Genomic DNA, 17,889 nt, shown 5'->3' with positions numbered 1-17,889 from the left:
GCATGGCAGAGGACACCGACGGAACGCTCATCTGGGTAGGTTCCTACACCTCGGACAGCAACGGGCAAGGATCCGGCATTGGTGCGGTTGCAGCCCGTGAAGACGGCAGCCTTCGTTGGCTGGGCACCGCAGTCGAAGCACCTTCCCCGTCGTTCCTTGCCATTCACCCCACCCTCCCGGTGGTCTATGCGGTAGCCGAGGCCGCTCAGACAGTCCGGGCTTACCGGCGCACCGGGCTGTTCGGCCTCGAGGCCCTTGGGGACGCCTGGCCCGCGGGCGCCGCCGCCTGCCACGTCGCCGTCGACCCTTCCGGCCGCTTCATCGTGGTCGCCTGTTGGGGCGACGGCAACGTTCTGCTCTACCGGCTCGACGACGACGGCGGGATCACCTCGCGCTTTGCCGCGCCGGCGGCCAAGGATCCTCACGCAGGCGTCGACGGCGGCATCGATATCGCCACGGGCGGTGGCCGGGTGAGTCGCGCCCACGCAAGCCTCATGCTTGATGACGGCCGGATCATGACCACCGACCTTGGCTTCGACCTCGTACGCGTGTGGAACTACTATCCCGACTCCGGCTTGCTCCTGGACCACGAAATCGCCCTCCCCATGGGCAGCGGGCCGCGGCACTTGGTCCAGCACCCCTCAGCCTCGGCCGTATTCGTCGTCACGGAGTACTCCATCGAGGTGGCGGTGCTCCTGCCCGGCGCGGACGGCCGCTTCGTGCTTCACCGTCGCGGTCCCGCGACGGCCGGTGGGGCTGCCGACGGCGACGCAGCTGCCGAAATCGCGCTGTCCCCGAGCGGTCGTTTCGTCTACACCGGAATCCGCGGCTCCAACCGGATCTCGGTATTGTCCGTCGAGGGCAGCGGGACACGGCTCCGTCCCGTTGCCGACGTGCCCAGCGGAGGGGACTGGCCCCGCCACCACCTGGTCCGCGGCGGCTGGCTCCACGTGGCGCACGAACGCTCGCAGGAAGTCACCACGTTCGGCCTTGACGCGTCTACCGGCGTCCCGGGGGAAGTCCTCGATCGGCTGGAGACAGGTTCGCCGACTGTGCTGCGGGTGGCGGGCTAAACCGGAGGATTCCTAGCTGGCCGCTTTGGCGGTCACGCGTTGATGTACTTCCCTGGTTGATGTTCAGGCAGCGCTGCGTGCAGTTCGGCCAACGTCGGTGGGTTGGCGCCGGCGCGGCTTACGGTGATCGCCGCCGCCGCGGAAGCGTTGCGTCCTATCCGTTCGAGCACGGACGGGGCGAGTCCTTCGCCGGAGCGGTTCAATAGGCCGTGGATCAATGCGGACATGTAGGAGTCGCCGGCGCCGATGGTATCGGCTACCTGTGTACGCACGGCGGGGATGCTCAGTTGTGTGGCGACGGTGGAGAGCAAAGACCCGGCGGAACCGGTGGTGATGACTACTAGTCCGGCGCCCAGGCCGAGAATCCGCGATGCGATGTCCTCCAACGGTGTTCCCGGATATAGCCAGAGCGCGTCATCGTCGCTGAGTTTGACCACATCTGTCAGCGGGACGAGTTCTTCGAAGATTGTCTTGGCTTCGTGGTGGCTGCCCAGTAGCGCGGGCCTGATGTTGGGGTCGTAGGTGATCAGGCGCGAGTCGTGGCATTGAAGCATCAAGGTCCGGACTGCGGCGGCACCTGGGGCGAGGAACGTGGCGATGGAGCCCGTGTGGAAGACCTTGGGGAGGAATCTTGGCACGGCCTGGGTCAGGTTCCATCGGATGTCGAATTCGTAACTCGCGGAGCCGTCGGCGGCGAGTGTCGCCGTCGCTGTGGCTGTCCGGTCCAGGGACGTTGATCCCGGCAGCAGTTGCACACCGGCGCTGCTCAGGTGTTCCGTGATGATCTGGCCGTGCCGGTCCTCTCCGATCGCGGTCCGCAGGCCTGTGCTGACGCCGAGCCGGCCGAGACCGTATGCGACGTTCGCCGGTGACCCTCCTGGGTGTTCGATAGTGCCGCCCGTGGAGGTAACGACGTCTATGAGGGCTTCGCCGACGACGATGACGTCCAGCGGCTGCGCCGGGCGCGGTTCATGGGGGTTCATGCTTTTCTTTCTTCACGCGTCCGGGCAGGACGTTTCCGGTGTCTGGGTTGTTTGGGCTGGCTCTGCTCGTGAAGCTTCTTTGGGGAGTTGACGGTTGGAGTCCACGGGCAGAGCCTGCACCGGACGATGCGGTTCGGTCTGGTGCTTATGCCGTGGCGGCGCCCGTCATGATGGCGACTGCATCGGTCATGTTGTGGGACTCGGGGGTGATGGTGGCAGCGCATTTGCCAAGGCGTTGGATATGGATCCGGTCTGCGACATCGAAAACGTGAGGCATGTTGTGGCTGATCAAGATGACGGGCAGGCCACGGTCGCGCAGGTCCCTGACGAGCTGCAGCACCTGGTTTGATTCGCGGACACCTAGGGCCGCGGTCGGCTCGTCGAGCACAACGACTTTGGAGCCGAAGGCTGCCGCCCGGGCGACGGCCACCGCTTGGCGCTGCCCACCGGAGAGGTTTTCAACAGCAACCGTGACGTCCTGCAAGGTGGAGATCCCGAGGCGTGTCAGTTCTTCTTTGGCCCGTTTACGCATCCCGTTGGTGTCCAGGACACGGAAGAGTTTCCCGAAGATGTTCGAGAGGCGTTCTTCCCGGCCAAGGTAGAGGTTCGAGGCCACGTCCAAGGCCGGGGAAACCGCCAAGTTCTGGTAGACGGTTTCTATGCCATGGGTGCGTGCGTCCTGGGGGCGTTTGAAATGAACCTGTTCACCTGAGAGCAAGATTTGGCCCTCGTCCGGGATTTCTGCTCCGGTAAGGCATTTGATGAGGGTCGATTTTCCTGCGCCGTTATCGCCGATGATTGCCAGTACTTCCCCTGGGTAGAGGTCGAGGCTGACCCCGTCCAGGCCCACCACCCTGCCGAAGGTCTTGACGAGGTTCCGGGCTTGAAGGATCGGGGTCCGGTTCGGATCCCGGGGCGGGACGGACGGGACTGAGGCTTCTGTGACGGTCATGACTTCACCTTTCGGATCCACTGGTCCACGGACACGGCGACGATGACGAGGATGCCAACCGCCAGGGTTTGGTACAGGACGTCGAGGCCGGCCAGGGAGAGGCCGTTGCGGAAGACACCGACGATGAGGGCACCGAGCAGCGAGCCCCAGATGGAGCCGCGCCCGCCGAAGAGACTGGTTCCGCCGATGACAACGGCGGTGATGGAGTCGAGGTTCAGGTCGACCCCGGCGTTCGGGCTGGCCGCGTTCGTCCGGCCGATCTGGATCCAGGCACCTACTGCGAGCACTGCTCCGGCCGCCAAGTACACGCTCATCAGCACGCGGCTGACGGGAATGCCGGCCAGTCGGGCAGCTTCTTTGTCATCGCCCACGGCGTAGACGTGGCGTCCCCATGCCGTCTTGCCCAGGATGAAGGCCACGATGCCGTAGAGCAGGAGCATCAGCACCACCCCTATGGAGATGCGGACCCCTCCGATCGGGAACGTGCTGCCGGTCCACGTGAGCAACTCCGGCATCTTTGATCCGCGCACTGTGGCGCCGTTGGAGTAGAGCAGGGTCAGTGCGATGAAGATGTTCAGGGTTCCCAACGTGACGATGAATGGAGGGAGCTTGAGCCGTGTGACCAGGAGGCCGTTGAGCGCCCCGGCGACAAGGCTCGTGGCAAGCCCCGCAAGGAGGGCGAGGATAGCTGGGAAGCCATTGTTGACGGCAGTCTGGGCAACCACCATGGAAGCCAGGACCATGACGGCGCCTACCGAGAGGTCAATGCCCGCGGTCAGGATGATGAGGGTCTGGGCAATCGCCAGGGTACCGATGACGGCGACCTGCTGGGTGATCAGGGACAGGTTCTCCGGCCGGAGGAACCTGTCGTTGAGGATCCCGAAAACAATGACGGCCAGGAGCAGCACGATGGCCGGGCTCAGGGCCGGGTAACGGTGGAGAATGTTCCGGATCCGGGTCAGCGGGGTGCTGCGGTCAAGGAATTCTTCCGCGAGGTCCGCGTGGGCTGGCGGCGGTCCGGCGGTTTGTTGCTGGGTCACTTTTGCTCCTGCATTAAGCATTGAGGGATGTATCGGGGGCCGGTTCCGGGGCCGTGGACCCCGGAACCAGTACGGGTTTTGGCTATTTGCCCCAGCAGATCTTGGCTGCGGCAGTGGTGTCGATACTCTCCAGTCCGGAGACTGCTTTGTCGGTGACGAGCGCGGACCCGGTGTTGAAGAAGTCCAGCCCGGCGGACGTCGAGGGCTTCTTTCCCGTGGTGGCGAGGTCCTGGATCGCCTGGACGCCCAGCTGGGCCATCTTCACGGGGTATTGCTGAGCCGTGGCACCGATGATGCCGGACTTGACGTTGTTCACGCCGGTGCAGCCGCCGTCGATGGAGACCACCAGCACGCCCTTTTCCTTGCCCGCGGCCTTCAGCGCCTCATAGGCGCCTGCAGCGGCCGGCTCGTTGATCGTGTAGACGACGTTGATGTTCGGGTTCTTTGACAGCAGCGTTTCCATCGCCGTGCGGCCGCCGTCTTCGGCGCCCTGGGATGCCTGGTTGCCGACGATCTCGTAGTCCCCGCCCTTGCCTCCGGTGTACTTGCCGGCCTTGTCCTCGTCACCGTTTTTGGTCTTGTCCTTGGTGTCGATGCCCATGCCGGTCAGGAAGCCCTGGTCCCGGTTGTAGTCGACGGAGACGACCTTGTCGCTGAACAGGTCGATCAGGGCGATGGTGGCCTTCTTGCCGTCAAGCTGTGCGGCGGTCCACTGGCCGATCTGCTTGCCGGCGGCGAAGTTGTCTGTGGCGAAGGTGATGTCCACGGCGCTGGCCGGGTCCGGCGGGGTGTCCAAGGCAATCACGTACAGCCCGGCATCGCGGGCCTTCTTGATGGCATCGACGACGGCCGGCCCGTTCGGCGTGATCAGGATGCCTTTGTCGCCCTTGGAGATCGCATTCTCGATGGCCTGAATCTGGGTGTCCTCGTCGCCGTCGGACTTGCCCGCTGCCAGCTTCAGATCAATGTTTCCGCCCTCAGCTGCCTTCTTCGCGCCGTCTTCCATGGCCACGAAATAGGGGTTGGTGGTCGTCTTGACAATGAGCGAGACGCCGATCTTGGCCCCGGCGGAGGCACCACTGGCGCCAGGAGCCGAAGACCCGCCGCCACATGCCGTCAGGCTCATGGCGCCGAGCGTCAGAACAGCACCGACGGCGAGGAAGCGGTGGACGGCAGGCCCGAAGGCTTTGGAACTCAACATTGAATCTCCTTGGTATAGGCACCTTCCGTGCCTGACAACGATGTCATGTAAGGTGTAGCCCAGATCACAATGTAGAGTCAACAGTTGTTCGTAAAAGAAGGAGCAGGGCGTTGACAACGTTGTCTAACCGTTATGAAACCGAACCCGCGAAACAGCGCCCCACCATGCGAGACGTCGCGGCCCTGGCTGGGGTGGGAACCAAGACCGTCTCCCGTGTCGTCAATGATGAACCCGGCGTGTCGGAAGCCAAGAGAACGCGCGTCCTGCGGGCTGTTGAGCAGTTGAATTACCAGGTGGACATGGCCGCGGGCAGCCTTCGCCGCGCCGGCCGCAGGACGCTATCCATCGGGTTGCTGCTTCCCAGCGTGGCCAATCCGTTCAGCGGGGAGATCCACCGGGCGATTGAAGACGCGTTGGCTCCCCGCGGCATAGCCGTGTTTGCCGCAAGCTTGGACGATGACCCGGAGCGGGAGAAAGCCCTCGTCGCCGCGTTCATCCGGCGGCGGGTCGACGGCCTCGTCCTCACCCCGATTGCCAAGAGCCAGGCCCACGTCATTCCGCAACATTCCCATGACCTGCCGATCGTTTTCATCGACCGCGAACCAACCGGGATCGACGCCGACGCCATAGTAAGCGACAACGCCATAGGCGGTTCACGTGCGGCTGCCCATCTGCTCAGCCACGGCCATACCAGGCTGGCATACCTGGGAGACCGCACGGACATCCAGACCGCGCGGGAACGCCGCAGGGGATTCCTGGAGGAACTCGGCCGCTCCGGGATCCCCGCGTCCCAGGTCCCCACCATCGAGGACCTCCACGACGAGGAAGCAGCCCGCCGCGCGGCGCACGAACTGCTCAACTCCCAAGAACCGCCCACCGCCATATTCTCCAGCCAGAACCTAGTCACCTTCGGCGCCATGAGGGCACTGAAGGAAGAGGGCATGAGTCACAAAGTGGCCCTCGTCGGTTTCGACGACTTCGCCCTGGCGGACATGATGGAACCGGGCATCACGGTCATTGCGCAGCACCCGGAACGCATCGGAAAACTTGCCGCCGAAAGGATCCTTGCCCGGCTCGACGGCGACCAAAGCCAGCCCAGCACCTGGGTTGTCCCCTCGGAATTAATCGTGCGGGGTTCGGGTGAGCTCCTACCGCCACCCCAAGCTATCTGACCCCTCACGCAATGCGCCATAAAACAAAGGACACGACATGACCAAGACGTTGTACGCAGAATTCACGGTCAAGCCCGGCTGCGAAGCCAGGGTGGCCGAAATGATGCGCGAGCTCACTGAACACGTCCGCGCGGAACCCGGAAACGTGGTCTTCTCGCCCTACACGAGGGAATCCCGACCCAACGAGTACTTCGTCTTCGAGGTTTACCGCGACCAGGCTGCATTCGAGGAGCACATCGGAGCCGACTACGGACGCAAATTCAACGAAGAACTCGCAAGCCTCATTGAGGGCGACGGATCAGAACTGACCTGGCTTCAGCCGATTCAGTGACCTCGGTTGTTGGCGGTGCTTAAGGCTGCGCTAGCGGGCTAACGTCGAACCGCTTGGTCCACAGCCGCCAGCAGGGAGTTGAACCGAGGGTTCGCGTCGAGGTCGTCGATGAGCACGGCACGTCCGTGGTCGTCGGCCAAGGGTACTTGCCAGTTGGGGTATACGTCCGACGTCGTTCCCGGCTGGTTCTGCACGCGCCGTTCTCCCACGGCGTCCACCAACGCGACGCCCAGCAGGACCGACGGCGCGAGGGCCAGCAGCCGATGCAGCGCCTCGATGACCTGCTCCTCGCCAAGCGGCACTCCGCCCGCGGGCAGCAGGCCCCGTTCCCGCAACAAGCCCATCATCTTGTCCAGGCCGGCCTCGTGTTCTGCTCGTTCCTCGGCCACGCTCCGTTCGAGCAAGCCCAGCCGGCTGCGGAGCTCCACGTGATCACCGGCGAGATACCCCGCGGTCGGCGGGAGGTCGTGGGTGTTAACGCTCGCGAGGGCCTGCGTTCGGTAGCGTTCAGGCGGGAGGGGTGAGTCGCCGTCGTACTCGAACCAGAGGATGGACGTGCCCAGGATGCCGCGCGCGGCAAGGTAGTCCCGCACCCACGGCTCGAAGACGCCCAAGTCTTCACCGATGACCACCGCTCCAGCGCGGTGCGCCTCCAAGGCGAGGATGCCGATGAGGGCCTCGTGGTCATAACGGACATAGGCGCCGTCGCGGGCAGTGTTGCCGGCGGGCACCCACCACAAGCGGAACAGCCCCAGGATGTGGTCCACGCGGATTCCGCCGGCATGGCGGAGGACGGTGGAGAGCATCGCGCGCAAGGGCGCGTAGCCCGCTTCGGCCAGACGGACAGGGTGCCACGGCGGTTGGTTCCAGTTCTGGCCGAGCTGGTTGTACATGTCCGGCGGTGCGCCCACGCTGATACCCGGCGCGAAGCTGCTGCGCAGGGTCCAGGCGTCGGCGCTGCTCAGGTCCGCTCCGACTGCGAGATCGTGAACCACCCCCAGCCGCATGCCGGAACGCCTCGCAGCGGCCTGCGCCGATTCGAGCTGCTCGTCGCAGATCCACTGAAGCCAGCGGTGGAAAGCAATCCGATCGGCCAAAGCCTGACGCATCGACTCAACCTTGGGCGAGCCGAGTGTGGCAGCAGGGTCCTGCCAGAAGGGGTCCTCCGGCGACCGGTCCTCGCGGATGGCGCACCAAAGGGCGAAATCGTCCAGGCCCTGGCCGGCCTCACGGCAGAATTCCTCGAAGGCGCGTTGCCGGGCAGGAGAAAGCTTGACGGAGTGAAGGAGCTCCAGGGCGGCAAGCTTGGCGGCGAAAATCTGGTCACGGTCCAACCGTTCCGCATCTTTATTGAGCGCGTGGACCTGCTCCAAGATCCGGTCCACTGTGGCGCGCTTCCTCGGCTTCACATATGCCAATTCTGGAATTTCTTCGATGCGAATATAAATCGGGTTGAAGAACCGCCTGGTGGACGGAGAATACGGCGACGCTTGAACGGGAGGCACCGGATCGGCAGCGTGCAGGGGGTTTACCAAGACGTAGTCGGCACCGCGCGCGCCGGCCAAGGACGCCAAGTCGGCCAAGTCCGCGAAATCCCCGATGCCCCATGAGCGCTTCGAGCGTACCGAGTACAGCTGCGTGGCGAGTCCCCAGCCATGCCGCTCCTCGAGCTGCGTCGCCGTCTGCAACCGGGCTGGAACCACGGCGAGAACCGCGGTGGCCGTCACGCCGTCGGACTCGGCCGTGAGCGAGTGCCAGCCGAGTGGTAAACCGGCCGGCAGCTCAAAGGTGGCACGGCCTGTGGGCACTCCATCCACGTCGCGCGGCGGCGCCCAGTCCTCCTGTTGAATTGCGGCGAGTTCCGTTCCGTCCTCGAGCGAGACCTTAAGGCGGGCGGGCGAGCCGTCGCGGACGTGGACGTGGACAGTCGCCGTCGTTCCCTCCTGGATGACGACCGCGGGAGGCAGCATCCGCCGCCACGGTGCCACTTCGACTTCTGCCAGGGCGGCTTCGATCTGCTCGTTGGAATGAGCGGCGACTCCCAGGGCACCCAGTACCTGGACCAACGTGGTGGGAGAAACGTCGTGTTCCATTCCGTCCCAACCGTGGAAAGATGTCCCGACGCCATGAGCGTCCGCAAGCCGGTGAAGCAGGCCCTCGTCAATGGCGATGTTCGGGGAGGATGGCATCGTCATAGGGTCGGTGTCTTGTTGGATGGGAGAGTTGGTCATGTCCGCCTCGTCTGCGATGTGATTCGTCCGAAGGTGCATACCGCCCCGCGTGCAACACGAGCGAGGCAACTGGTTCCGATTATTGCAGGGCAGTCGGGACCGTCCCAGTTATTCCGACACCATGACACCCCCAAACCGGGAACCCTCACTCACATACACACCCCAAAACCCAAACGCCCGGCCACATATTGGCACCCAAACCCAAACGCCCGGCCACATACAGACGCACAAGCCGAAACGCCCGGTCACATACAGGCGCGCAAACCGAAACGCCCGGTCACATACATAGGGGCGCGGCGTGGTACATGATTGAGCCATGGACGCAATCGACGCGCTCAACGAAACCGCCTTCTGGCTGGAACGGGAACTTGCAGACAGCTTCAAGGTCCAGGCGTTCCGCCGAGCTGCGGGCATCATCGCAGAGCTGAGCCAGGAGGATCTGGCTGCCCGGCTGAAAGATGGCCGCCTCAAACGGACCAAGGGAATCGGCAGCAGGACCTACGAGGTGATCAGCCAGGCCGTGGACGGCCGCGTTCCGGATTACCTTGAGAACCTCCGGCGTCGCGGCGCCGAGCCCTTGGCGAACGGTGGACGTAAGCTCAACGCCGAGCTCCGAGGCGACCTGCACAGCCACAGCAACTGGTCAGACGGCGGCTCGCCGATTGACGTCATGGCCGATGCGGCTCGCATACTCGGTCGGGAATATATTGCCTTGACCGATCATTCTCCCAACCTCACGATCGCCAACGGGCTGAGTCCGGAGCGCTTGATGGAGCAGCTCACCGTTGTGGATGGGATCAACGAGCGCTACGGACAGGAGCCGGGCTTCCGGCTATTGACCGGAATCGAAGTGGACATCTTGGAAGGTGGCGGGTTGGACCAGTCCGAGGACCTGCTCGGTCAGTTGGACGTCGTGGTGGCCAGTGTGCACTCCAAGCTCCGCTCCGAAAAGGGGCCCATGACCCGGCGGATGCTCGCGGCCATCGAAAACCCGCACACCAATGTCCTCGGCCACTGCACCGGTCGCTTAGTTAAGGGATCGCGGGGAACCAGGCCACCGTCGGAGTTCGATCCCCGGGAAGTCTTCGCTTCGTGCGCCGAGCACTCTGTCGCCGTCGAAATTAATTCGAGACCCGAGCGTCAGGATCCGCCGGACGAACTAATCCAGATCGCCCTCGATGCAGGCTGCCTTTTCAGCATCGACAGTGACGCCCACGCTCCCGGTCAGCTCGATTTCCTGCAGTACGGCGCAGAGCGGGCGGAAGTCAATGGGGTCCCAGCTGAGAGAATCGTCACGACGTGGCCGCTTGCCCGGCTGCTGGAGTGGCTGCAGTCCAAGCAATAGCACCCCGCGCCAGCCGTCGTCAGGTGACATCGGTGACCGGGCGTTCGTCAAAACGGTCCCAAAGGTGACCGGGCGTCCCTGGATTCCGGCCCAAAGGTGACCGGGCGTCCCTGGATTCCGGCCCAAAGGTGACCGGGCGTCCCTGGAATCCGGCCCAAAGGTGACCGGGCGTCGGGTTGGGCCGCAGCGCATCGTTAGCGGCGCAGGGCCGCCCGGAATCGCAGGGCAGCGACCACCCAAACGACGGCGAACAGCGCAATCAGCACCAGCCCGGCGTCGCCGAGGTCTATCGCGCCCAGCCACGTGGTGACGGGATCGCTCAGCCCGAAGGCCGCATTGAGGAAGCCGCCCAGCGTGATGACCGAGATGAAGAGCGCCGAGAAAGCCGAGATACCGGTGATGATGGCGTTGAATCCAAGCTTTCGCTGGGGATCATGGATGGCGGACGTGTACATGCGCATCATGGCGACGCCGTTGATGGAATCGCAGAGGGTCATGGCCGCCGTGAACGCCAGCGGCAGCGCCAGCAGAGTGACAACAGGCACGCCCGCGAGGGACGCCGCCGCGGTGAGCACCAGCAGGCCGATGGTGGTGGCAGTGTCGAAGCCGAGCCCGAACAGGAACCCGATCACGTAGATATTCCGGGGACGTTGGACTTTGGACAGCGGCTTGGCCAGAAGCCGCGCGATCAACCCTTTGGTTTCGAGGTCGTCGACGGCGACCGCTCCGCCGGCCTGGGCGGCGCGGTACAGCTGCACGGTGCGCAGGAATGCGGACCCGTTAAAGATGCCCATTGCCAGGAGGAAAATCCCCGAGACGCCGCTGCCGATCAGCCCCAGCACGAGGTGTCCGGCGGTGCCGTCCTCCATGAGCTGGCCCGCCAGTCCGGCGCCGCCCACCACCATCACCCCGGCCAGGATGACCACGGAGCTGTGGCCCAGGCTGAAGGCGAGGCCGACACTCACGGGATCCTGGCGCTGTGCGACGAATTTGCGTGTGGAATTGTCGATCGCGGCGATGTGGTCCCAGTCGTAGCTGTGCTTGATACCGGCCACATAGGCTGTCAGCACGAGGCCCAGGGCCAGCGGCTGCCCACCACCGGAGCCACCCACCAGCAGGAGTACGACGGCGGCGACGTGCAGGAGGACGACGGAGCCGAACAGGACCGCGAGGCGCGACTTCATCGGGAGATGCTCCCGCCGGCGGTACATCGAGGCGAACTCCGCGAGCGAGGTCATCAGTACTTCCTGAGGTTCAGCGGCGCCCTGCCGTACCAGCGTTCGCGCAAAAGGCCGGTACAGGCTCCAAGCAATCGATTCAGTTCCTCGGTGCTGTTCGAAAGGGACCGCAGGAACATTCCCGTTGTGCCTGCGAGAGTTCGGGTCAGCGACAAGCCTGAGTACGCGCCATACTCCGCCGTTAGCCGGTTCAGTTCATCGGCGAGCGCCTGGTCAACCCGGGGATCCACCACAACGAGCGAACCCAGGTGGCTATAGCCCTCCATGAAACCCATGCCGGTCACATCAGCCAGGGGCGGCCGGATGAGGAGGTTGTCGAGCGCGAGCAGCACCGCGCCGTCGTCGCCCTCCACCTGGATCTCATTCCGAAGCCGTAGTTCCCGGTATTTGAAGGAAACGCCGTCCGGTGACCAGCCGGGAGTGATGACTTCCGCCATGACGAAGCTCGACGTCGGACGCACAGTAACGTGCGTATCCTGCCGATAGCTGGCCTCCCGGTAGGCGATGAGCTGATCGGGAGCCAACTCGAGTTGCGCCCCCTCCCCCAGCCGGATCGACATCCGCTGCTCGGCAAAGGACCCCGGAGTCCGATAAATCTTCGTGGCCGATTGGGTCGTCAAGAGCAGAGAAGCCCCAGCCTCGACCTCCACATCGACAACATAGAGATCCGCCCCCAAATATGCTCCGCCCGGATTGACCATGACATAACAAACTTGCCCGCTCTGATCCAAGTAGTGCGGCCTCAAAACCCGCAAGGCACCCTGATGAAACTGCTGCACGGCCACTGAACGCCCAGCACGCTCGGCAATGCGCAAACTCAGCTCCCCGCGCGGCGGCACAACCGAAGAGGCAGCGGAGCCGGATTTGGGGGCCGCGGCGTGGTGGGCACCGCGAAGCGGGCACGGCCCCAAATCCGGCGAAGCCGCCGGAGGTGAGGACACGCGCCCCGGTGAGATACCCGCCCGACTCTCGCCGAGGACCGCCCCGCTCATTGGGCCAGGTCGAGCATCAGGACGTCGTGCCTTATCCACTCGATGACCTTGTCCAACCCTTCGTCCGTCTTCAGGTTGGTGAAGCAGAAGGGCTTGTCGCCGCGGAATTCCTTGGAGTCCCGCTCCATCACCGAGAGGTCTGCCCCGACGAACGGGGCGAGGTCGGTCTTGTTGATGATGAAAAGGTCCGACTTGATCATGCCCTGGCCGGCTTTGCGGGGGATTTTCTCTCCCTGGGCGACGTCGATGATGTAGATCGAGAAGTCCACGAGTTCGGGGCTGAACGTGGCTGAGAGGTTGTCGCCGCCGGATTCGACGAAGATGACCTGGAGATCGGGGTGCCGTCTCTTGAGTTCCTCGATGGCGGCTGTGTTCATGGAGGTGTCTTCGCGGATGGCGGTGTGCGGGCAGCCGCCGGTTTCGACCCCGATAATCCGGTCCTCGGGCAGGATGCCGTTGGCGGCGAGGATCTTGGCGTCCTCGATCGTGTAAATGTCGTTGGTGATGGCGGCCATGGAGATTTCCCGGCTCATGTGGCGGGTCAGGCGCTCCACGAGCTGCGTTTTGCCGGCGCCAACCGGGCCGCCGATGCCGATCTTGATGGGTTCAGACATGTGTCCTCCTATGGTTTTAGCTCATGAACATGCGCGCACGTTGCCATTCGTGCCGCATCTGCGAAATTTCCAGCCCGGGGCTCACGGCCCCGAAATCGTCCCGGCCGAGGCGCCGGACATGTTCGACGGCGGCAGCGACGTCGTCGTGCGCTTTGCGCAGCAGCCGCTGCCCGGAGTTCTGGCCGAGAGGAATGGCTCGCACGGCGTTCTGCGTCAGGGAGGTGACAGTCGCGAAAAGGTACCCGGCGAGCGCTTCTTCGAACGGCACTCCAAGCGAGCGCGCGACGACGGCGAACGCCAGCGTCTGGTGGCCGGCCGCCCGGCCTGTGGTCACCAAGGCCCGGTACGCCTCCAGCTCCGCCGACGGAAAGACTTCCGTCCCGATTTCCAGCAACCGCGCACCCATCTTCGTACTTGCCTCCCGGATTTGCCGGGGCAGGAGCTGGGCACTCAGATGCTCATCCAACTCCCCCACGTCGGCGTCCTCGTACAGGAACCGGATAGCCAGACCGTCCGAGTAGGTCAGCTGTTGCGAAATGAACGCCGACAACCAAACCCCAAAACTCCCTTCATCAGCCACGCCCCCCCGCTCGATGTACGTCTCAAACCCCAAGGAGTGCGCAAAAGCCCCGGTAGGCAACGCGGAGTCGCACAACTGCTGAAGCGCCAGCTGATACGCCGAGCTCATAGCCAGCCCCCAAAGGTGAGGTACAAGGCGGAGGCGGGTGATAGGGGCCGCGGCGTGGCGGGCACCGCGGTGGGGCCACAGCCGCGAGGGCCCCGACCCGAGCTTGCGAGGGTTGGGAGCGGCTGGGGACGGGCACGGCCCCTATCACCCGCCGGAGCAATCGCGACCCCACCAGCCCGGGGAAGCCTAGTGCGTGTGTTCAGCATGGCGAAACGGCACCGGCATTACGCGTTCCTGGCGCTCGTACGGCACGCCGACGTGTTTGAGGTAGTCCTCGACTGTGTGGTCGTACTGGCACACCATGACTTCGGCCCCGTACTCGGACGATGCGTCAAAGAACTGGGCCTGCAGGTGCCGGTTGCCGAGGGAGTGCGCCACCACACCCATTTCGTAGATGCTGCGTGCGGCGATGACCAGGACATCGCTGGGCAGTACGGAAACCACGATCATGTTGGCGTCCTCCACGGCGAGGATGTCGCCGTCGCGCAGGTCCCCCGAGCCTGCCGGGAGGCGGATGCCCAGCTCCTTCCCGTGGTCCGTGGTGACGCGCTGAATGCGTTTAACCAGTTGGGCACTCGGCAGGACGACCTTCTCCTTGTGGAGGCTGGCGTACCGTTCAGGGTCGGGCAGCTCGTGCAGGTTGCCGAGGATCTTTTCGATGATCATGTGCTTCTCCTCGGACGATCTAGAAAAGGAAGTAGCGCTGGGCCATGGGCAGCACTTCGGAAGGCTCACAGGTGACGTCTTCGCCGTCGACCGTCACTTTGTAGGTTTCGGGGTCGACGGCGATGTCGGGCGTCTCGCCGTTGAACTTGAGGTCCGCTTTGCTCAGGTTCCGGATGCCGGACACCGCCCGGATGACGCGTTCCAGTCCGAGCTCCTGCGGGACGCCATTCGCGATTGCCGCCCTGGACAGGAAGGTAATGGAGGACTGCTGCAACGCCTTTCCGTGAGTGGCAAACATCGGGCGCATGGTGCGCGGCTGCGGGGTGGGAATGGAACCGTTCGAATCGCCCATGAGTGCGTAGGCAATCTGGCCGCCCTTGAGGACCAATTCCGGCTTCACCCCGAAGAAGGCGGGGTTCCAAAGGACGAGGTCGGCGAATTTGCCCACTTCCACCGAGCCAATGGACTCTGCCATGCCCTGTGCGATCGCCGGATTGATGGTGTATTTGGAGATGTAGCGCTTGATCCTGAAGTTATCGCTTTCATCCGTGCCGTCCCCGTTCGGGTCCTTAAGGACACCCCGCTGCCGTTTCATGGCGTCGGCCACTTGCCAGGTGCGGATGACCACTTCGCCCACGCGGCCCATGGCCTGGGAATCCGAGGACGTCATGGAGAAGATGCCCAAGTCCTGGAGCACGTCTTCGGCGGCGATGGTTTCGGCACGAATGCGGGAATCGGCGAACGCCACGTCTTCCGGGATGTCCGGGTTGAGGTGGTGGCACACCATGAGCATGTCCAGGTGCTCTTCGATGGTGTTCCGCGTGTACGGCAGCGTGGGGTTGGTGGATGCCGGAAGGATATTGGGCAATCCGGCGATCTTGATGATGTCCGGGGCGTGCCCACCGCCGGCGCCTTCCGTGTGGAAAGTGTGGATCACCCGGCCGTCGATGGCCTTGATGGTGTCCTCCACGAATCCGCACTCGTTGAGGGTGTCGGTGTGGATGGCTACCTGCACATCATATTCGTCCGCGACGCGCAGGGACATGTCGATCGACGACGTCGTGGCGCCCCAGTCCTCGTGGACTTTCAGGCCGACTGCTCCCGCGCGGATCTGTTCGGCCAGCGGCTCGATCGCGGACGCGTGGCCCTTGCCGAGGAGGCCGATATTGATCGGCAACCCCTCCACGGCCTGGAGCATCCGCGAAATGTGCCATTTGCCGGGCGTGATGGTGGTCGCCTTGGTGCCTTCGGCCGGTCCCGTGCCGCCACCCACCATGGTGGTGATGCCGCTGCACAGGGCCGTGGGTACTTGGTCCGGGGAAATGTAGTGGATGTGGGTGTCCACGCCGCCTGCAGTGAGGATCTTGCCCTCCCCGGCGATCATTTCGGTGCTGGCGCCGATCACGATGTCCACCCCGTCGGCGATCTGCGGGTTGCCGGCCTTGCCGATCTTGAAGATGTGGCCGTCCTTGAGCGCCACATCGGCCTTATAGATTCCGGTGTAGTCCAGGACCACAACGTTCGAAATGACGGTGTCCGGGACGTCGAGCGTCTGGTCCGACGCCGCGTTGGATTCAGGCAGGCGGCCGTCGCGGGTCACTTGGCCGTTCTGCCCCATGCCGTCGCGGACCACTTTGCCGCCACCGAACATGACCTCTTCGCCGTAGACCGTGTAGTCCTTCTCGATCTGGAGGAAAAGTTCGGTGTCCGCCAAGCGGATCGAGTCGCCCGTCGTCGGGCCGTAAAGTTCCGAGTACTGTTTGCGGGAGATTTCAAAGCTCACTGGGCTGTCCCTTCTTCGCTTGCCCCGGTCGCTGTGGCGGCGGCAGCACCGCCGTCGTGCTTTCCGGCGTCAGCGTCAAGGGGACCGTTGACGGCATTGCGGAGGCCATACACTTCGCGGCTGCCCGCAAGAGCCACGAGTTTAACGGTCTTCGAGTCGCCGGGTTCGAACCGCGCGGCCGTACCGGCGGGGATGTCCAGGCGACGGCCGTAAGCGGCTTCGCGGTCGAAGTCGAGCGCGGGGTTCGCCTCGGCAAAGTGGTAATGCGAGCCCACCTGGACGGGGCGGTCGCCACGGTTGACGACGTCGACGGCGATTGACTCGCGTCCGCTGTTGCAAGCGATGGGCTCCGCTTGGAGACGGTATTCACCGGGAATCATGTTGTGCTCCTAGCGGATGGGGTTGTGGACGGTGACGAGCTTGGTGCCGTCAGGGAAAGTGGCCTCAATCTGGACGTCATGGATCATCTCGGGCACTCCCTCCATGACATCCTCACGGCGAAGAAGGGTGGTCCCGTAGCTCATGAGCTCGGCGACGGTCCTCCCGTCACGGGCGCCCTCGATCAGTTCGTAGCTGATGATCGCAACGGCTTCCGGGAAGTTGAGCTTCAGGCCGCGGGATTGCCGACGGCGGGCAAGGTCGGCCGCGACCACGATCATGAGCTTTTCCTGCTCACGGGGCAAAAGATGCATCGGTTCTCCTAAAAGTTGCGTGCTGCAGAAGCGGACATCAGATCACTCGAGGCTCAGATAGGCCGAGGACGTCGGGGCAGCTACTACGGTTATAACGCCAAACATCAGGCATATCCAGTTCGCCCTTTCACCACACCTCCCTAACGAAATGTGACCAGCTTAAAGCCTTGAGGTTTCCGCCGGATTTCCGTGATTTGCTTCATCAGGCCTTCTTGGCGCGGTGCTTCCTGACCTGCCAGACAAGCAGAATCACCGCCACAATTACCGCCACGACAACCGCGGCACCACGGCCTACCGTGCGCTCCACTTCCGCATACGAATTTCCGGCCACATAGCCCAGGGTCACGAACAAAGACCCCCAGACAATGCCGCCGCTGAAGTTCCAGAACGCGAAACGTTTGTATGGCATGCGGCTGAGTCCGGCGAGCGCAGGCATGACGGCACGAAAGAAGGCAGTGAACCGCCCCAGGAACACCGCGAGGCCGCCTTTGTCCTTGAGGAAGTCTTCGGCTTTCTGCAACTGGGCGCGTCTTTTGTCCAGGATTTTCAAGGCGATCACCCGCGGACCGAAGTGCTTGCCTATTTCATAGCCCACGGTGTCACCCGTGATCGCGGCAACCACCACAATGACGATCATGGCCCACAATTCGAAGAGCCCACGGCTCGCAATCACCCCGCCGACCACCGCCGCCGTTTCACCGGGAATCACGAAGCCCACAAAGATTGCATCCTCAGCGAACACGAGGGCGAAAACGATGCACGCGATCACGAGCGGGCTGGTGTTCATGAGTCCGTCCAAAAGCGCTTGCATGAAGAACAGTTTGGCAGGAGAAGCCGTCCTTGGGCAGGAAGTGTCAGATCCGGCTTCCGTTGCCCATCCGTGCACAC

18 protein-coding genes are annotated in these 17,889 nt (G+C 63.8%); 4 read left to right on the top strand and 14 right to left on the bottom strand.

Going from position 1 to position 17,889, the window contains the following annotated elements:
* The first annotated feature begins 2 nt into the window (after window positions 1-2).
* Window positions 3-1,073 (top strand): lactonase family protein, encoded by a 1,071-nt coding sequence (locus J2S96_RS13145; protein ID WP_306864097.1) that lies wholly within the window; start codon window positions 3-5, stop codon window positions 1,071-1,073.
* 32 nt (window positions 1,074-1,105) lie between these two features.
* On the opposite strand, the gene J2S96_RS13140 is transcribed toward J2S96_RS13145, so the two are convergent.
* The 4 genes from J2S96_RS13140 to J2S96_RS13125 form a co-directional block, all read right to left on the bottom strand.
* Complete coding sequence (locus J2S96_RS13140; RefSeq protein ID WP_306864095.1) at window positions 1,106-2,056, bottom strand: carbohydrate kinase family protein; 951 nt, start codon at window positions 2,054-2,056, stop codon at window positions 1,106-1,108.
* A gap of 145 nt (window positions 2,057-2,201) precedes the next feature.
* Window positions 2,202-3,008: an ATP-binding cassette domain-containing protein gene (locus tag J2S96_RS13135; RefSeq protein ID WP_306864091.1), complete on the bottom strand. Its 807-nt coding sequence runs from the start codon at window positions 3,006-3,008 to the stop codon at window positions 2,202-2,204.
* Window positions 3,005-4,048, bottom strand: coding sequence for an ABC transporter permease (locus J2S96_RS13130; RefSeq protein WP_306864086.1), 1,044 nt, complete (start codon window positions 4,046-4,048; stop codon window positions 3,005-3,007). Before J2S96_RS13130 ends, J2S96_RS13135 begins: the two co-directional genes overlap by 4 nt.
* A gap of 82 nt (window positions 4,049-4,130) precedes the next feature.
* Window positions 4,131-5,249 carry a substrate-binding domain-containing protein gene (locus tag J2S96_RS13125; RefSeq protein ID WP_306864084.1) on the bottom strand — a complete coding sequence of 373 codons (1,119 nt, stop codon included), beginning with the start codon at window positions 5,247-5,249 and terminating at the stop codon, window positions 4,131-4,133.
* A gap of 164 nt (window positions 5,250-5,413) precedes the next feature.
* Between J2S96_RS13125 and J2S96_RS13120 the strand changes: the two genes are divergently transcribed.
* Window positions 5,414-6,421 carry a LacI family DNA-binding transcriptional regulator gene (locus tag J2S96_RS13120; RefSeq protein WP_306864538.1) on the top strand — a complete coding sequence of 336 codons (1,008 nt, stop codon included), beginning with the start codon at window positions 5,414-5,416 and terminating at the stop codon, window positions 6,419-6,421.
* 37 nt (window positions 6,422-6,458) lie between these two features.
* Window positions 6,459-6,752 carry a putative quinol monooxygenase gene (locus tag J2S96_RS13115; protein WP_306864081.1) on the top strand — a complete coding sequence of 98 codons (294 nt, stop codon included), beginning with the start codon at window positions 6,459-6,461 and terminating at the stop codon, window positions 6,750-6,752.
* 38 nt (window positions 6,753-6,790) lie between these two features.
* On the opposite strand, the gene malQ is transcribed toward J2S96_RS13115, so the two are convergent.
* Complete coding sequence (gene malQ / locus J2S96_RS13110) at window positions 6,791-8,941, bottom strand: 4-alpha-glucanotransferase (protein ID WP_306864535.1); 2,151 nt, start codon at window positions 8,939-8,941, stop codon at window positions 6,791-6,793.
* 358 nt (window positions 8,942-9,299) lie between these two features.
* Between malQ and J2S96_RS13105 the strand changes: the two genes are divergently transcribed.
* On the top strand, window positions 9,300-10,328 hold the full coding sequence (locus J2S96_RS13105; protein ID WP_306864078.1) for a PHP domain-containing protein: 1,029 nt from the start codon (window positions 9,300-9,302) through the stop codon (window positions 10,326-10,328).
* A gap of 194 nt (window positions 10,329-10,522) precedes the next feature.
* Here J2S96_RS13105 and J2S96_RS13100 read toward each other — a convergent pair whose 3' ends face one another.
* From J2S96_RS13100 to J2S96_RS13060, 9 genes are all read right to left on the bottom strand, one after another.
* The gene (locus J2S96_RS13100) at window positions 10,523-11,566 is read right to left on the bottom strand and encodes a HoxN/HupN/NixA family nickel/cobalt transporter (protein WP_306864075.1); all 1,044 of its coding nucleotides are present in this window, start codon (window positions 11,564-11,566) and stop codon (window positions 10,523-10,525) included.
* Window positions 11,566-12,558: an urease accessory protein UreD gene (locus J2S96_RS13095; protein ID WP_370873104.1), complete on the bottom strand. Its 993-nt coding sequence runs from the start codon at window positions 12,556-12,558 to the stop codon at window positions 11,566-11,568. Before J2S96_RS13095 ends, J2S96_RS13100 begins: the two co-directional genes overlap by 1 nt.
* On the bottom strand, window positions 12,555-13,172 hold the full coding sequence (gene ureG, locus J2S96_RS13090; protein WP_306864069.1) for an urease accessory protein UreG: 618 nt from the start codon (window positions 13,170-13,172) through the stop codon (window positions 12,555-12,557). The genes J2S96_RS13095 and ureG overlap by 4 nt, the downstream gene beginning before the upstream one ends.
* Window positions 13,173-13,188: 16 nt before the next feature.
* The gene (locus J2S96_RS13085) at window positions 13,189-13,860 is read right to left on the bottom strand and encodes an urease accessory protein UreF (protein WP_306864066.1); all 672 of its coding nucleotides are present in this window, start codon (window positions 13,858-13,860) and stop codon (window positions 13,189-13,191) included.
* 186 nt (window positions 13,861-14,046) lie between these two features.
* A complete protein-coding gene (gene ureE / locus J2S96_RS13080) occupies window positions 14,047-14,526 on the bottom strand; it encodes an urease accessory protein UreE (RefSeq protein WP_306864063.1) in 480 nt (159 codons plus the stop codon).
* Between the two features lie 19 nt (window positions 14,527-14,545).
* On the bottom strand, window positions 14,546-16,309 hold the full coding sequence (ureC, locus tag J2S96_RS13075) for an urease subunit alpha (RefSeq protein ID WP_306864061.1): 1,764 nt from the start codon (window positions 16,307-16,309) through the stop codon (window positions 14,546-14,548).
* The gene (locus J2S96_RS13070; RefSeq protein WP_306864059.1) at window positions 16,306-16,689 is read right to left on the bottom strand and encodes an urease subunit beta; all 384 of its coding nucleotides are present in this window, start codon (window positions 16,687-16,689) and stop codon (window positions 16,306-16,308) included. Before J2S96_RS13070 ends, ureC begins: the two co-directional genes overlap by 4 nt.
* Window positions 16,690-16,698: 9 nt before the next feature.
* A complete protein-coding gene (locus tag J2S96_RS13065; protein WP_306864056.1) occupies window positions 16,699-17,001 on the bottom strand; it encodes an urease subunit gamma in 303 nt (100 codons plus the stop codon).
* Window positions 17,002-17,203: 202 nt separating this feature from the next.
* A complete protein-coding gene (locus J2S96_RS13060; protein WP_306864053.1) occupies window positions 17,204-17,812 on the bottom strand; it encodes a DedA family protein in 609 nt (202 codons plus the stop codon).
* Window positions 17,813-17,889: the final 77 nt, after the last annotated feature.

It is taken from the genome of Arthrobacter bambusae, assembly GCF_030812595.1.
GTDB lineage: Bacteria > Actinomycetota > Actinomycetes > Actinomycetales > Micrococcaceae > Arthrobacter > Arthrobacter bambusae_B.
Note: the sequence above shows the minus strand (reverse complement) of the source record. Positions and strands in the feature narration are given on the sequence as shown.

What these genes read in the sequence shown, in the direction of transcription:
- J2S96_RS13100 (WP_306864075.1), bottom strand. Translation starts at nt 11,566, where the DNA reads ATGACCTCGCTCGCGGAGTTCGCCTCGATGTACCGCCGGCGGGAGCAT.
- malQ (WP_306864535.1), bottom strand. Translation starts at nt 8,941, where the DNA reads ATGCCATCCTCCCCGAACATCGCCATTGACGAGGGCCTGCTTCACCGG.
- J2S96_RS13145 (WP_306864097.1), top strand. Translation starts at nt 3, where the DNA reads ATGGCAGAGGACACCGACGGAACGCTCATCTGGGTAGGTTCCTACACC.
- J2S96_RS13120 (WP_306864538.1), top strand. Translation starts at nt 5,414, where the DNA reads ATGCGAGACGTCGCGGCCCTGGCTGGGGTGGGAACCAAGACCGTCTCC.
- J2S96_RS13125 (WP_306864084.1), bottom strand. Translation starts at nt 5,249, where the DNA reads ATGTTGAGTTCCAAAGCCTTCGGGCCTGCCGTCCACCGCTTCCTCGCC.
- J2S96_RS13115 (WP_306864081.1), top strand. Translation starts at nt 6,459, where the DNA reads ATGACCAAGACGTTGTACGCAGAATTCACGGTCAAGCCCGGCTGCGAA.
- J2S96_RS13085 (WP_306864066.1), bottom strand. Translation starts at nt 13,860, where the DNA reads ATGAGCTCGGCGTATCAGCTGGCGCTTCAGCAGTTGTGCGACTCCGCG.
- J2S96_RS13135 (WP_306864091.1), bottom strand. Translation starts at nt 3,008, where the DNA reads ATGACCGTCACAGAAGCCTCAGTCCCGTCCGTCCCGCCCCGGGATCCG.
- J2S96_RS13060 (WP_306864053.1), bottom strand. Translation starts at nt 17,812, where the DNA reads ATGCAAGCGCTTTTGGACGGACTCATGAACACCAGCCCGCTCGTGATC.
- J2S96_RS13065 (WP_306864056.1), bottom strand. Translation starts at nt 17,001, where the DNA reads ATGCATCTTTTGCCCCGTGAGCAGGAAAAGCTCATGATCGTGGTCGCG.
- J2S96_RS13070 (WP_306864059.1), bottom strand. Translation starts at nt 16,689, where the DNA reads ATGATTCCCGGTGAATACCGTCTCCAAGCGGAGCCCATCGCTTGCAAC.
- ureG (WP_306864069.1), bottom strand. Translation starts at nt 13,172, where the DNA reads ATGTCTGAACCCATCAAGATCGGCATCGGCGGCCCGGTTGGCGCCGGC.
- J2S96_RS13095 (WP_370873104.1), bottom strand. Translation starts at nt 12,558, where the DNA reads ATGAGCGGGGCGGTCCTCGGCGAGAGTCGGGCGGGTATCTCACCGGGG.
- ureE (WP_306864063.1), bottom strand. Translation starts at nt 14,526, where the DNA reads ATGATCATCGAAAAGATCCTCGGCAACCTGCACGAGCTGCCCGACCCT.
- J2S96_RS13105 (WP_306864078.1), top strand. Translation starts at nt 9,300, where the DNA reads ATGGACGCAATCGACGCGCTCAACGAAACCGCCTTCTGGCTGGAACGG.
- J2S96_RS13140 (WP_306864095.1), bottom strand. Translation starts at nt 2,056, where the DNA reads ATGAACCCCCATGAACCGCGCCCGGCGCAGCCGCTGGACGTCATCGTC.